Raw genomic sequence first — 15,090 nt, forward strand, 5'->3', positions numbered from 1 at the left:
AGAGCCGGATGATGCGAAAGTGTCACGTCCGGTTCGTTGGGGAGGGGGATACGGCGACGTATGCCCTCTTACCCGACTTGAAAAAAAAGGTAGTTCAATACCCGCAGCCTGTCACTTTAAAGATTGACCCCGGTTCAAAAGTTACTGGGTTTGCTCTACTTCTGAATTCCAATCTGATCTGGGTAGCCGAACTAACCCATCGCCCTCAAGCAATTAAGGCATCGCTAGAGTCGCGTCGTTCTCTACGGCGCAACCGCAGAAGTCGGCATACAAGGTATCGCCAAGCGAGATTTTTGAACCGGACTAGATCCAAAGGCTGGTTAGCTCCCAGCCTCCAACACCGAGTAGAGACGACTTTAACTTGGGTCAACAAGTTATCAAAGCTTGCACCTGTTAAGACAATCTTTCAGGAATTGGTTAGGTTTGATTTACAAAAAATGGAAAACCCGGAGATTTCAGGGATTGAGTATCAACAAGGGGATCTGCAAGGCTACGAAGTCCGCGAGTATCTTCTTGCAAAATGGGATAGGCGGTGAGCTTACTGTGGCGCGGAAAATGTACCGCTACAAGTTGAGCACATTCATCCTAGAGCGTCGGGGGGAACCAATAGAATATCTAATCTGTGCTTAGCTTGCGAATCTTGCAACACAAAAAAAGGGACTAAAGACATCAAGATATTCTTGGCGAAAAAAACCGATATTTTGAAAAAAATCGTGGCACAAGCTAAGCGGCCGTTGAATGATGCCACTGCTGTTAACTCGACTCGATGGGCTTTGTTTAATCGCTTAAAAGAGACAGGTAAAGAGATTATTACGAGTTCTGGCGGGTTGACCAAATTCAACCGCATACGGCTGGAATTACCAAAAACCCACTTCTTTGATGCTGCTTGCGTAGGTAATACACCTGAGATTTCTGTGTCAGCAAATCAGCCTTTAAATATTAAAGCAACGGGGCATGGTTCAAGGCAGATGTGTCGCACCGATCAGTTTGGATTTCCTTCTAGGTACGTTCCTAAATTTAAGTTTGTCAAGGGTTTCCAGACAGGCGATATTGTAAAAGCAGTTGTTACTTCGGGCAAAAAGATTGGTACTTATACGGGCCGAGTGGCTGTCCGCTCATCTGGCAGTTTTAATGTGTCAGCAGCCCAGGGCTTAATTCAAGGAATCAGTCACAAATATTGTTTTTCTATTCATCAAAAGGATGGGTACAATTATGGATTTTAAGACTGTTGACGGGATACTAAAGTATCCCGTGTCCCTTTTCCTCCCAGGGCTAAAGCCACTGGGTTTCCAAGCTACCGCGAGGTCTTTATGAAAAGATTGATATTTCCTGAGAAGAGTAAAAATACACAGATAAAAAGTGCCAGAAAAAATCTGCCTTTGATATTTTTTATATTATCTTTAGCATTTTTCTGTTTCAGTCTGTATCAAGGTTTCTTCTTACCTGTAGCTTTATCATCTGGGCCGCCCAGCAACGAACAAAGTAGCGAACAGCAAACTCTGGCCCCCTTTGAAGAGGTTGTCCAAGACGCACAAAAGTTAGAGGGATTATTTACCCTTTACCGCAATCAAGCAACTGATAAAGTATATCTGGAAATTAAACCGCAACAACTCGACAAAAAGTTCCTGTGCTTTGTGACATTGGCATCGGGTTTGGGGGAAGCGGGCATTTTGAGCGGAATGCCGATCGGCGATTTCTTGTTTCAACTGCGGCGCGTCCAAAATAACGTGCAGTTTGTGATACCAAATATAAATTTTCGCACCAGTCCGGGCGACCCGCAAGCAGGTTCGGTAGCACGGGGATTTAGCGACTCGATTCTCTATTCTTTGCCTCTCAAAAGCATTCATCCGCAAAGACAAACTCTGCTGATCGATTTAGGCGATTTGCTGATGAGCGACAAACGCGATTTACCAGGGGTAAAAGCGATTTTGCCGATGCTTTTGGGCGCTTCGTACTCGATCGATGCAGATAAGTCTTCTTTTAAAGATGTTAAAGCGTTTCCGCTGAATGTGGAGATTGCTTCTGTCTATGGTTTTTCTAGCGATAATGACAGTGAAATTAACTATTTACCTTCGGTTCCTGACAGTCGGGCTTTTAACCTCCGCATTCACTACAGTTTCTCGGAAGTGCCGCTAAATAACGGCTACCGCCCCAGACTTGCGGACGAGCGAGTGGGCTATTTTCTTACAGCATATAAGGACTTTTCTGACAAGAGCAGCCGGGAGCCTTTTGTGCGCTATATCAATCGCTGGCATTTGCAAAAGCAAATCCCGACAGCGCCGATGTCGCCTCCGGTGCAGCCGATCGTCTTTTGGATTGAAAATAATGTGCCTCCCGAATACCGAAACGCAATTAGTGAGGGAGTTTTGAAGTGGAATAAAGCTTTTGAAAAGGCAGGTTTTACTGAGGCAATACAGGTCAAACAAATGCCGGACAATGCTAAATGGGACCCGGCTGACGTTCGCTACAATACTATTCGCTGGTCGAGTTCTTTTGAGCCTCAGTTTGCCGGCATCGGGCCGTCTCGCACTAACCCGCTGACGGGGGAAATTTTGGATGCTGACATTCTGTTGGATGCTAATGTTGTCCGGGAAATCAAACAGGGCTATCGGTCTTTGGTGGAACAAAATCGATCGCTATCTAAGAGTTTTCAAGGGCGAAACGGTTCTAATACCAATCCCTGTCAGTTCGGAATGTATTCTCGCTATTTGAATGTGCTAGAAAATGGGGATTTAGGAAAAAGCAGCGGGGAAAATGCTCAAGGTGGAATGGCTGATGATTTGCCGACTTTGGTAGAAAGATACCAAGAGCAAAAGCGCTCGCCTTTATCGCGGTTGATGTCGAGTTCGGATATGTGTTTTGGGTTGGAATCGAGCCGCCAGTTTGCGATGGGGGCAATGTCGATGGATCTGTTGGAAAATGCAGCGCCTAGCAGTGGGGCGATTGACAATTATGTTAATGAATATATCCGATTTTTGACGGCGCACGAAGTCGGTCACACTCTGGGTTTGAGGCACAATTTTCACGGGAGTACGATGCTGCAACCGGAGGATTTGAACAATACTCAGGTAACTCGCACGCAAGGTATGATTTCGTCGGTGATGGATTATGTGCCGATTAATTTGGCACCTCCGGGAACTGTGCAGGGCGACTATTTTCCAACGATTGTAGGGCCCTATGACGATTGGGCGATAGAGTATGGTTACAAGGTGATTGGCGGCCGGGACCCCAACAGCGACTTACCAGCGCTGCAACAAATTGCCAGCCTCGCTGCCCAACCCCAATTAGCTTACGCGCCGGATGAGGATTCTGTTGATATTCTTGACCCCGCTGCAAATACCTTTGATCTCAGCGCCAATATGCTGAGGTATTCGCAATGGCAATTGGATAATGCTAGGGCGATGTGGCAGCGTTTGGAAAAGCGAATTCCGGTTGGGAAAGACGGTTATAACGAACTGCGGGTGATGTTTGATTCGGTGTTCGGGTATTATGTTCAGCAGGTGATGAATGCGACTTTGTATGTGGGGGGGCAGTCGTTTAATCGGATTCGCCCTGGAGATACTAATGGGAAGTTGCCGTTTGTGCCGATCGAACTTTCTCAGCAGCGAGAAGCATTAGCAACCCTTGAAAAGTACGTTTTTGCGCCGGATGCGTTTAGTTTTGCGCCGGAATTGCTGAATAAATTGGCGCCTTCGCGCTGGGAACACTGGGGAAGTCCGGCTTTGGTGTTTCCTCTAGATTACCCGATCGGCGATCGAATTACTTTTTTGCAGCGGTTTGTGTTGCGGGTTTTGCTATCTCCGATGCGCTTGGCGAGACTGCGGGATGCAGAATTAAAATCCGCGCCGGAAACTGCTTTGAGGTTGCCGGAAGTGTTGAATACTGTGCAAAAGGATATCTGGCAAGAGGTTTTGCAGCCGGAAAAGAAGATGCAAATTTCAACTTTTCGGCGTTCTTTGCAGCGGGAACATTTAGCAATTTTGATCGGAATGGTGTTGCGAAAAACAAGTGTTCCAGAGGATGCGCGGAGTTTGGCTTGGTATGAGTTGCGGCAGTTGCGGGAGGGTTTGAGTAAGAGTATTCGGAATTTGGATCGGAATGCTGATGCTTATACGCGGGCTCATTTGGAGGAAACGCGCGATCGAATTTCTAAGGTTTTGAATTCGCAAATTCAGTCAAATTAATCTTATATAGGGCTTACGCATGGGGACCCAGAAACCGGGTTTTTTACGAGAATATTTCGTGGCCACCCGCAGATTCGATAAAAAACCCGGTTTCTTTGGTGGAAGTGCGTAATTCTTGACTTAGGAATGAGAATTAAATAACTTACAATGCGTCATGGTTCTTGTGGGATGGGCGTCCCGCCCGTCCAGAAAGGGCGGGCGGGACGCCCAACCCCTACTCCCCACTTTCAAGAGTGTAAATGATTTAATTCGCGAGCCTTATTAATTGGGTGTTTCTATCTGCAATCAAAAATTATGACTACAGATACTTCCAACAAACATCACCTGCGATTGGCGCTATTTTGGGCCTTACTGGGCACTCTGGCAGCGTTGGCATTATTTCCTTATGCGCTGTCTCTGAATCCAGCAATCGGGCAACTGCCTACACCCTTACCTGTTATAGCTATTGCCTCCGCCCTTCAAACGGGACTTCTTTTGATTCTCCTGAATTGGATTGGGCTTCGCCTCGGTAACTCGATCGGACTTGATACCCCCATAGCTCGTGCTTTGGTATATCGACAGCCTTTCGCGCCAATATCTAAATCTGGCCTTAACACGGCGCTAATTGTAGGCTGCATCGGTGGAGTCGTCCTGATTGGATTGAGTTTAGCTTTCCAACCTTGGATGCCGCCAATGGCAACTCCAACAACGCTCGAAATTGACCTCTGGAAACGCATATTAGCTTCCTTCTACGGAGGCATAACCGAAGAACTCTTGCTGCGACTGTTCGGTATGACATTGATTGCGTGGCTACTTTGGAAGATTTTTGAGCGAGACAAACCGCAACCCTCTACATTGATTTTTTGGCTGGCAATTGTGGCGGCGGCAATATTGTTTGGTGTGGGTCATTTGCCTGCGGCTGCCCATGTCTGGGCATTAACCCCGATCGTCATTCTCCGCACCATTACACTCAATGCCGTCTTAGGGATTCCCTTTGGTTTTCTTTACTGGCGTTGGGGATTAGAATACGCTATGTTATCTCATTTTTTGGCTGATTTGGTACTGCACGGAATTGGAGGAAGTTAGCAAGAGATGCAAACAATGCAATGGTACAACGAACCTTTACAATGGCATGAGGATAACGATGTTATCCACATTACCGCCGGCGCAAAGACTGACTTTTGGCGGCACACTCATTACGGATTCATTCGCGATAACGGCAACTTTTACTACCGTCAAGTGTCAGGCGACTTTACGGCCGAAGTCAAAATTACTGGTTGCTATCGATCGCTCTACGATCAAGCAGGATTGATGATTCGAGAGAGCGAAAATATCTGGCTCAAGTGCGGTATTGAGTTTGTTGAGGGAGTGCAAAACGTGAGTGCGGTTGTGACACGAGACTATTCCGATTGGTCTGTTATGCCGCTTGAAGTGCCGCCTGTTTCCCTGTGGCTGCGGGTAAAGCGCCGAGCTGAAACGGTGGAAGTGCTATACTCGTTGAATGGGTCAGACTATTCAATGATGCGACTGGCATATCTAACTGAGTCACCAATCGTTCAAGTTGGGTTAATGTGTGCGGCTCCCCAAGGTGAAGGCTTTGCAGTCGAATTTGAAGGCTTTAAGCATAGTAAGCTGAGCTAATGTGGATGGTAAAAAAAACGATTTCGGCGCCACTCCATATATAAAATTAAAATTAGGGGTGAGTGCTTTTCACTTACCCCTGCCATTTTTTGTCCGCTTTTTAACAAACCAATTGCAGCAAGAATTCGCCACAAAAGGATCTCAATTACTACTAGATAGCCTTGTCGATACTCAGCCCCAAAATCGCGAATACTCCCAGCAAATGACCGGCGCTCATGCAAGCCAGAAATGCTGGTACGCTAACATTGTTGAACAAAGACGGGAAGGGCAAAGGCATTTTCGGCCCGACGTGGGGATACCAAATTCGGCGGCTGAGAACTAACAATGCTAAGATATTGCAAACAAACATCACCAAAGGCTTTTGCCAATTTCCTGATGCTGTGTCAGTCACAGTCGATTCTACTACTGCCAGTAAATTTGAGTTAATCATTGTTGATGCTCCTATTTTTCATAAATTATCAGAAATGCTCCATGAGATTTCTTGCCAAAAATACAGCAGGGGCGATCGCCTTTACGCAATAAATATCTGTTGCTATTAATATTCACCGCGCCAGCGACAGCGCCCCCACCCGTAATTATCTAATCACAGCAAGAAGTCTTTTAATGCCATTCAAAAGTAACGAAAGATACAAAGGGACAAAACCATACTCGCTGCCATTTGTAACTTTTAGCCTGTCGGGCAGTGGCGGCATTTCCTCACGCTGCCAGACAGGATAGACTGCTCGTCATTACTGAGCAATGTAGGTAGGCAGAAAGTGGAGAATGTCGCGCAGAACGCTATATCCAGCAGCATCCCAGAGCAAATAAGCTAAGAAACCGATCATCGCTAAGCGACCGTTCCAAAGTTCTGCTTGCGGGTTGAAGCCAAACAAAAAGGCATTCCGATCTTTGCCGTTGTAAGCATTAGCCGTAGGAGGGAGGTTAGTAGGGCGAGTTTCCATGTTTTTACATTCCTTAACAATGTTCGCTTCTCATGGTAGCGGCCTAATTTCTGCTTTGCTATCTGTCTCTAGGCTCAAGATACACACAAGTCTAAAGGAGGATTTTGAAACGGAAAATAAAGTGTTAAGTTTTGTTGCGCTAGATTTTTCAGCGATCGCCTGTATCTCTGGATACTAAATACAAGTGGAAGTTGAGATTGCTACTGTGAAAAGCCCGATCGCCCCGTAGCGGCAAACAACGGCGCTGGTGACTCGACTATACTGAATCCGTGCTCTGCTAGAGGCAAGAAAATTTAGTAAATTTCAGCTTAAAACCCGAACACATCGCCCTTGAGTTAACTAAAATAGGAGATAAACAGATCGATCGGGAGAAACAGTTATCGAAACCATCTACGGCAATCTTCAAGGTTTAAAGTCCAGCCAGCTCAAGCAACTCGAAAAGCTTTACCACCAGCGACTACCGGGCGATCGCATCACCACGGCAGAATTCGCCCAGCGCGTCGCCGCCATCAGCACGGAAATAGACAAACCAATCTGCACCTACATCAACCGCCGCGGACAAGTAATTCGCGTCGGCGTGGGTTCACCCCGGCAAACGCAGATTGCGCCCTTAGAATTGCCCCGCTACGGGGGAGGTCGCCTCAGTGGCATTCGCTGCATCGCCACCCACCTGAAGCCAGAAACCCCAAGCGAAGCAGCCCTCACAGCAATGGCAATTCAGCGCCTGGACGCTCTGGTTTGGCTGACACTGACCGGCGGAGGATTTCAGCGTCGCGGTGGCGGTGCGACTGGTTACATCCAAGAAACTTATCTCGCTCACCTGATACCCCAGGGAGATCGGCCAAATTTTGAGTTCTCTGTTTTGAGCGCTCAGTTAGAACCAGATGCAACTGATGAAATAGAAGAGCCTTCAATTCAAAAGTCACTAATTCAAACTCCACACTTTCCCTGGAAAATATCAGAACCGCTGAATTTGGACGAACTCGCCGACCAAGACTTTCTGGATTTAGTGGAAGGACTCGAAGCAGAGTTTGAAGCAGAGTTTGTCGCTAAGCAGGTCGATGCAGACCAAGACAAAGTGCTGTTGGTAGGTGTAATGACTCAGCACATGACTCAGTTGGAGTTTGAGGACGGACTCGCAGAAATCACGCGGCTGGTTGAAAGCGCCGGGGGTCAGGTTCTGCAAACAGTGCGCCAAAAACGATCGCGCCCCCATCCGCAAACAGTCGTCGGGGAAGGCAAAGTTCAGGAAATTTCCCTCACCGCTCAGACGATTAGCGCTAACCTCGTGGTATTCGATCGCGACCTGAACCCCGCACAAATACGGAACTTGGAAACTCAGATAGGTATCCCGGTAGTTGATCGAACAGAGGTAATTCTCGACATCTTTGCCCAAAGAGCTCGATCGAGCGAGGGTAAATTGCAAGTCGAACTCGCTCAGCTAGAGTATGCCCTGCCCCGGCTCAGAGGTCGCGGTCAGGCAATGTCGAGACAGGGTGGCGGCATCGGTACCAGAGGCCCTGGGGAAACCAAGCTAGAAACCGAACGGCGGACGATCGCCAAACGCATTTCTCGATTGCAGCAAGAAGTAAATCAACTGCTGGCCCACCGCTTCCGGCTGCGGCAGAACCGGCATCATCACGAGGTACCCTCAGTCGCGATCGTCGGCTACACCAACGCGGGTAAATCGACTCTGCTCAACCTGCTCACAAATTCCGAAGTCTATGCCGCCGACCAGTTATTTGCCACCCTCGACCCCACAACTCGACGGTTGACCATTTCCGGCGTCACCGGGGAACCCCTGTCGATCGTCCTCACAGATACAGTGGGCTTTATTCGCGAACTGCCTCCCGCCTTGATCGACGCTTTTCGGGCTACCCTCGAAGAAGTCACTGACGCCGATGCTTTGCTGCACCTTGTCGATCTCTCCCATCCCGCGTGGCAGAGCCAAATTAGATCGGTGATGAATATTTTGACCGATATGCCCGTAACTCCCGGCCCAGCCCTTGTAGTTTTTAACAAAATCGATGCCGTAGATGGAGAGACTCTCGCCCTCGCCCGAGAAGAATTTCCTCAAGCAGTATTTATTTCGGCGGCCAAAGGTCTCGGGATGGAAACTCTCCGCGACAGACTAGCTCAGCTCGTTCAATACGCCCTCTACCCTCGGTAAACACTTAAATATTCCTTTTGAATAGTTGACATGGGGGAATATACGTACATATACTGAGGACAGATCTAGTCGAACTATGAGATTATAAAAGAGTAGTCAGATTGTGCATGGCAAAGTACAATACAGCAGCTCTATTTTGCGATCGGTTAAATAAATAATTTCCGGAGGCCGCGGTCAAGGTCAAAACACTCTTTGTTAATGGCTGTAACGGCTGTTGGTTCAGAGGTTGCAAAAAGATGTTGCTTCACTCTGGCCCAACCACCTGCCCCAACCACGGTACGCGACGTCAAGGTGAAAGAGAATAATATTATTATTAAAGTGTTTGGGCACTCACCTCAAGCGCTATACTATCTTTTACAGACGTCGGCCAGAGAATACATCCATTTATTGTAAGAACTCTAAAATCCTTGCCCGTGGTACAGCGCTAATCTCTAGGACTATTTCTATTTTTCGATTTTACCACTGTTTAACTAAATAGTTATGTGTACGCCACTGGCAAAACTAGCAATTGGACTCTCTGCCACAATGGCAACAGCGTTTTACTATCTAGCTGCCGCCCCTCCGGCTTCAGCACAAGTAGATGTGTGTGGGCCTTTTAATTACTCTAGTGCCTGTGCCCCCAGCCCGCCATCTCCACCCCCCAGCCCGGAACCCGACCCGCCATTGCCGACCCCGAGTTTGTCCCAAATATACACAGGCACACCTTCGAGAAACTCAACTGCTATTCCTGAACCGGGTACTGCGATCGCAGTCCTACTGACAGGTGCAGGAATGATATGTTCGTGCAGAAAGCGAAACAAGCAGGTTGGTCCGCAGCGCTAGGCAGGCTGATGACCAACCTGTTTGCCTTTATAATGTCTCCGTTTTTTTTAGCGTGGGTATTTGTTTACTTAAATTTATATAAGAAATAAAAAATTGTATAAAAAATAACTTGACACCTCGCTTGTGCGCTGCAAATAGAGCCGGATGTTGAAGGAAGAAAGCGATAGCGACTTCAGTCAATCGATTTGAGATTTGAGATTTGAGATTTTAGAGGCGACCCCACGGATAAATGCTCTTTCTTGAGGATTTGAGATTTGAGATTTGGGATTGATTCCACGGATAAATCACGTGGCGGGTACCACCTTTGAAATTCCTGGTCAGGGTAAAAACAAGGAAGAAGGCAAATGCACTTCCTGGCAAGGGTTTCAGCAATGAATAACCTCCGGTGCAACAGATAAGGTTGCTATATGTTGCTATATATAATAAAAATTAAAATATAAAAATTAAAATAAGATTGGTTAAGATCAATGCTTCGCACAGTTTTTGATAACCCACCGTATAATAAGGGTTTCAAGGCTCCTAGGCAAGTTTGCTACCAACGAAAAATCGAGGGTTTCAGCCTAGGAAGTAAAAACAGTCCGCACTATGGTTAAGATTACAATTAAAAAATATTGTTATTGTTTGAGCGTCTCATGACCCCTAAAGTAGAAATTTACACTTGGAGAACCTGCCCGTTTTGCGTTCGTGCCAAAGCACTGCTGAAGCGAAAAGGGATTGATTTTACAGAGTACGCGATCGACGGAGATGAAGCAGCACGGGTTCAAATGAGCGATCGAGCCAACGGAGGACGCACCCTGCCCCAGATATTCATTAACGACCAACACATAGGTGGCTGCGACGACATCCACAAACTCGATGCTCTAGGCCAGCTAGACCCCCTCCTAGCAGCAAAATGAGGCATTCCTTGTCGAATTTTCCGTTAGCCCAAATTTTCCTGCGACCCATTCTTAATTTTAATTGACAATGAAATTTGCATTCATCATCGATCCCCTCGCGCGACTAATTCCAGGACACGATACCAGCGTAGCGCTGATGGAAGCCGCTCAAGAGTTGGGTCACGAAGTGTGGGCAACTCAAGCCAACGAACTAAGCGTCATCGGCGGCAAAACTTGGGCAATGCTGAGTCGGGTAGCCCTCACCCCAGTAAAAGTGGTAGAGGGACGCTGGGAGGCGGCTGAGGCTTGGTACCAGGTAGAACAGCCTACTTTGCAGCCTCTGGAAGCAATGGACGCAGTATTTATGCGGACAGACCCCCCAGTTAACATTCCTTACCTCTACGCTACTTACCTTCTAGATGGCATCGATCCTACTAAAACTTTGGTAGTTAACAGTCCCAAAGGATTGCGGGCGGCGAATGAAAAGATGTATGCTTTGCAATTTGAGGGAGCGATCCCCGAAACAATTGTTTCTCAAAACAAGCAGGTAATTCGGCAATTTGTTGAGAAAAAAGGAGCGGCAGTTCTTAAACCCTTGGGCGGTAAAGCTGGCGAGGGGATTTTGTTTTTGGAGGCGGGCGATCGCAATCTCAACTCCCTCGTCGAAATTAGCACTCAACAAGGGCAAATTCCCGTGATGGTTCAGACTTATCTGCCGGAAGCCAAAGAGGGAGACAAGCGGATAGTGCTGTTGAACGGCAAGCCGATCGGTGCTATCAACCGTATTCCCACTGGTAATGAATTTCGCGGCAACATGGCCGTCGGTGGCCGAGTCGCAAAAACCGAAATTACAGATCGCGAACTGGAAATTTGCACTCAATTAGAGCCCGTGCTGCAACGAGATGGACTGTACTTTGTCGGCATTGATATCATTGGCGGTTATCTCACGGAAGTTAATGTCACCAGCCCTACAGGGCTCAGAGAAATTGACTTATTTGACGGGGTTTGTTTGGGCAAACAAGTAATTGAATGGGTAGTTAGTCAGTAGTCAGTAGTCATTAGTCATTAGTCATTGGTTAGTCGGTATTAGTTATTAGTTATTGGTCATTAATTATTGGTCGCAGCTAACAAATAACAAATAACAACTAACAACTAACAACTGCCAACTACCAACTACCAACTACCAACTGCCAACTGCCAACAGTCAACAGTTAACAGTCAACAGTCAACAGTTAACAATTCCCAATTATTAAATTATGTCAAAAATTGGCGTTGCAGTAGTCGGTACCGGTTTCGGTCAAAAAGTACACCTTCCCGGATTCCAGGCCCATCACCGGACAGAGGTTGTGGCTGTTTATCACCGGAATTTAGACAAAGCAAAGGATCTCGCCTCTACCCACAATATCCCCTATGCTTGCGACTCGATCGCCGATATAGTAGCCATCCCAGAAGTGGCGGGAGTCAGCATTTCCACACCGCCGTTTTTGCATTTTGAAATGGCAAAAACCGTCTTGGAAGCAGGCAAACATTTATTATTAGAAAAACCCACAGCCCTGACAGCCAATGAAGCCAGGGAACTTTACCGATTGGCAAACAACGAATCTCAAACCGATTTTAAAAAGGGTGGTTCGAGAGCAATTGCCACAATGGACTTTGAGTTTCGCTTCATCCCCGCATGGCAAATGCTAGCAGAATTATTGGCAGCAGAATATGTGGGAGAAAAGCGTTTAATTAAGATTGATTGGCTGGTTTCGAGCCGCGCTGATGCGAGTCGCCCTTGGAATTGGTACGCGCAGAAAGATCGAGGCGGCGGAGTTTTGGGCGCGACTGGTTCTCACGTTTTTGATTATATTAGCTGGCTGTTCGGCGCGCCGCAGAGGCTTTCTGGGCAATTGATTACAGGAATTTCGCGGCGGCCCGATCCGAATGATTCGGGAAATTTAAAATTAGTTGATGCAGATGATTCTTGCACGTTGATGTTGGAATTAGCCGGGGGAACTCCTTGTCAAGTTTGTTTGAGTTCTGTTACGTATCAAGGGCGGGGACACTGGGTGGAAATATACGGGAGTAAGGGTACGTTGGTGTTGGGAAGCGACAACCAGCAAGATTACGTCCACGGATTTCGCTTGTGGGGTTCCCAAGGTGGAGAACCTTTAGCTGAAATCAAAATTCCTCAAAGATTGGAGTTTCCTCAAGTTTATCCAGACGGGAGAATTGCACCGTTTATTCGAGTAGTAGATAGGTGGGTAGAAGCAATAGATGCCGGTAAATCCTTGATACCGTCCCTCAGAGAAGGGGTTTACTCGCAGTTGTTGATGGATTTGACCCAGGAGTCGAATGCTACGGGAACTTGGGTAGATTTACCGAGTATAGATAAATTTTTGGGCACTAAGTAAAAGTGAAACATCCCAAAGCAATCTCTCGCACTCGATCGCACCCCAAACCCGATAAACTACAAATAGAGAAACTCAATTTAACCCTATATCCAGAGTCGGTAGTTGTGAATGGCGCGCCCTGAAAGTCCTTGCCTCAGTATAGCGATCGCTCGCCTGAGAACCGCTGGGGCAAACCATTTTGCCACTTGGGTTCTACAAGCTCCCTATCCCAGCGGGTACGTTCACCACGACTGTATGTGGCCCGATACCCTATCCCAATCTTGGAAAGCTTGGCAGGAAATGTTTTCGCCCTCCGGGACAATTCACGAATTGCCCCTAAATCCTGATGGCAGTTTCGTCTCGCCGGAAAACAACCAGAATATACTGGCAGAAACTGAACAACGAAGTCTTCAGTCGCTAGACCTCGCTCCAGCGACCCCCTCTGTGCCGCTCCACCTCGGTCAACGGGGGCGGGGCGACAAAGGGGATCAGCATCCGCCTCGGCCACCGGCAAGCTACAGCAGCCGCCTGATGCAGCATTTGGGGATTAATCTTTGGCAGTGGCTGTTTGAAGGGCCGATTCAGGGTAGTCTCCAGGAAAGTAAAGGTATCGCGATCGGGCAAAATCTACCCCTGCGAGTACGTGTAGACTTGCGCGAACCGTATTTAATTGCTTTGCCTTGGGAAATTATGCAGCCTCAAGCCGGTCAACCGGCAATTTCTCTGTCGCAGCAACTGCTGTTCAGCCGCACTACCAGCAATGTTGAACCTTTGCCACCCCTGCAGCCTGCGGAGTCGCTCAACATTTTGCTAGTTTTGGGACAAGCAGAACCCGGCCGCAGTAGTGCTAATTCTCAATTTTCCAACAGCAATAACGGTCATTTGCAGTTGGGAGAAGAAGCACTCGCCCTAGCTGGGGTTCTGGAAAGTGCTTTTCAAACCGACGACAGCGGCAAATATTTTGACATCAGCGTTCCGACTCGCGTCGATACTCTGATCGAACCTACTCCGGCGGAACTCATTTCTCGGCTGGAAACGCAAGCTTACAACATTCTGTTTTACGCCGGCCACGGGATACCGGGCCCCGACGGCGGTTTGCTGTTTTTGGGACCGGAAACGGCAATTAATGGCACTGAACTAGCTCAGGTATTAGTTCGGTGCCGCGTGACGCTGGCGGTGTTTAATGCCTGCTGGGGAGCTCAGCCGGCGGTGGAGAGGCTGCACTCAACTAACGGCCAGCAACAGGCGATCGCCCGCAGCAGTTTGGCTGAGGTACTGATCCATCACGGGGTGCCTGCGGTGTTGGGGATGCGGGACTCGATCGCCGATCGCGAGGCCCTGAGTTTTATCCAAAGTTTTGCCCAAGCTTTGGCCGGACGGATGTCGATCGATCGCGCCGTCGCCGTCGCCAGACAGCAGTTATTGACCCTCTACAAGTTCAATCAACCGGCTTGGACGCTGCCTGTGCTGTATATGCACCCTGAGTTTGACGGTCAGCTAACTGAGCCGGTAGATGACCTGAAAACTGAATTGCCTTTAAATTCTTCTACTTGGCTGGGACGGTTGCCGTCTTGTGCTTATTTGCGGGGGCGCGATCGACCAAATGCCAAATCCACCGAATCGAGCAATCAGGTTTGGCCGATTCGCGCAGGTATGGTTCGAGTTGGACGCTGGGAAGAAAACGACGTAGTGATTCGAGAACAGTGGGTTTCTCAAAAACACGCCGAGATTTTCTGCCGCAACACGATCGGAGATAGCCGGGAAGAACCTAGCTACTTCCTGCGCGATTTTTCTCGCTACGGGACTCTAGTTTTGGGATCTGAGGGATGGCAGAGAGTTCACCACCAAGAATTGCTGCTACGCAGCGGGACTCAGCTAAAATTTGGCAGTTCTCAAGGTCAGATTTTTGAGTTCACTATTGAGGTTCCTAAAACTTCGGGCTACAGTGAGACTGATTGCGGAACGAATTAAGGTGCGGGTGTAGCTAATGAAGACAAGCGGCGAGTAGCACAGGAAAGTTCTAGGCGTTAAGTCTCCAGTCGGAATTTAAGAGAGTTACTCACCACTGATAGCTCGGCACTAGCTCTTGGCACAGTCCCCCCT

At 48.0% G+C, this 15,090-nt stretch carries 11 protein-coding genes and 1 pseudogene; 10 read left to right on the plus strand and 2 right to left on the minus strand.

What is annotated here, in order from left to right:
• Positions 1-8: 8 nt before the first annotated feature.
• The 4 genes and pseudogenes from iscB to QUB08_RS16080 all read left to right on the plus strand — a co-directional run bounded on the left by iscB (position 9) and on the right by QUB08_RS16080 (position 5,804).
• Positions 9-1,223: pseudogene (gene iscB, locus QUB08_RS16065) on the plus strand (RNA-guided endonuclease IscB).
• An 87-nt stretch (positions 1,224-1,310) separates the two neighbouring features.
• Positions 1,311-4,184, plus strand: coding sequence for a zinc-dependent metalloprotease (locus QUB08_RS16070; RefSeq protein ID WP_333225651.1), 2,874 nt, complete (start codon positions 1,311-1,313; stop codon positions 4,182-4,184).
• Positions 4,185-4,478: 294 nt separating this feature from the next.
• On the plus strand, positions 4,479-5,249 hold the full coding sequence (locus QUB08_RS16075) for a CPBP family intramembrane glutamic endopeptidase (protein ID WP_333225652.1): 771 nt from the start codon (positions 4,479-4,481) through the stop codon (positions 5,247-5,249).
• Positions 5,250-5,255: 6 nt separating this feature from the next.
• Positions 5,256-5,804 carry a DUF1349 domain-containing protein gene (locus tag QUB08_RS16080; RefSeq protein WP_333225653.1) on the plus strand — a complete coding sequence of 183 codons (549 nt, stop codon included), beginning with the start codon at positions 5,256-5,258 and terminating at the stop codon, positions 5,802-5,804.
• 151 nt (positions 5,805-5,955) lie between these two features.
• Here the strand turns inward: QUB08_RS16080 and psaK are convergent, their stop codons facing one another.
• Both psaK and QUB08_RS16090 read right to left on the minus strand, forming a co-directional pair.
• Positions 5,956-6,234 carry a photosystem I reaction center subunit PsaK gene (gene psaK / locus QUB08_RS16085; RefSeq protein WP_333225654.1) on the minus strand — a complete coding sequence of 93 codons (279 nt, stop codon included), beginning with the start codon at positions 6,232-6,234 and terminating at the stop codon, positions 5,956-5,958.
• A 298-nt stretch (positions 6,235-6,532) separates the two neighbouring features.
• The gene (locus QUB08_RS16090) at positions 6,533-6,745 is read right to left on the minus strand and encodes a chlorophyll a/b-binding protein (RefSeq protein ID WP_333041855.1); all 213 of its coding nucleotides are present in this window, start codon (positions 6,743-6,745) and stop codon (positions 6,533-6,535) included.
• A gap of 577 nt (positions 6,746-7,322) precedes the next feature.
• Between QUB08_RS16090 and hflX the strand changes: the two genes are divergently transcribed.
• From hflX to QUB08_RS16120, 6 genes are all read left to right on the plus strand, one after another.
• Positions 7,323-8,915 (plus strand): GTPase HflX, encoded by a 1,593-nt coding sequence (gene hflX, locus QUB08_RS16095; protein WP_333225655.1) that lies wholly within the window; start codon positions 7,323-7,325, stop codon positions 8,913-8,915.
• A 525-nt stretch (positions 8,916-9,440) separates the two neighbouring features.
• Positions 9,441-9,737, plus strand: a complete 297-nt coding sequence (locus QUB08_RS16100) for a PEP-CTERM sorting domain-containing protein (protein ID WP_333225705.1) — start codon at positions 9,441-9,443, stop codon at positions 9,735-9,737.
• Between the two features lie 632 nt (positions 9,738-10,369).
• Complete coding sequence (grxC, locus tag QUB08_RS16105; protein WP_333225656.1) at positions 10,370-10,633, plus strand: glutaredoxin 3; 264 nt, start codon at positions 10,370-10,372, stop codon at positions 10,631-10,633.
• A gap of 67 nt (positions 10,634-10,700) precedes the next feature.
• Positions 10,701-11,660, plus strand: coding sequence for a glutathione synthase (gene gshB, locus QUB08_RS16110; RefSeq protein WP_333225657.1), 960 nt, complete (start codon positions 10,701-10,703; stop codon positions 11,658-11,660).
• A 208-nt stretch (positions 11,661-11,868) separates the two neighbouring features.
• Positions 11,869-13,008 carry a Gfo/Idh/MocA family oxidoreductase gene (locus QUB08_RS16115; RefSeq protein ID WP_333225658.1) on the plus strand — a complete coding sequence of 380 codons (1,140 nt, stop codon included), beginning with the start codon at positions 11,869-11,871 and terminating at the stop codon, positions 13,006-13,008.
• Between the two features lie 108 nt (positions 13,009-13,116).
• Positions 13,117-14,958, plus strand: a complete 1,842-nt coding sequence (locus tag QUB08_RS16120; RefSeq protein ID WP_333225659.1) for a CHAT domain-containing protein — start codon at positions 13,117-13,119, stop codon at positions 14,956-14,958.
• Positions 14,959-15,090 lie beyond the last annotated feature (132 nt).

Source organism: Microcoleus sp. BR0-C5 (assembly GCF_036705045.1).
Classification (GTDB): Bacteria; Cyanobacteriota; Cyanobacteriia; order Cyanobacteriales; family Microcoleaceae; genus Microcoleus.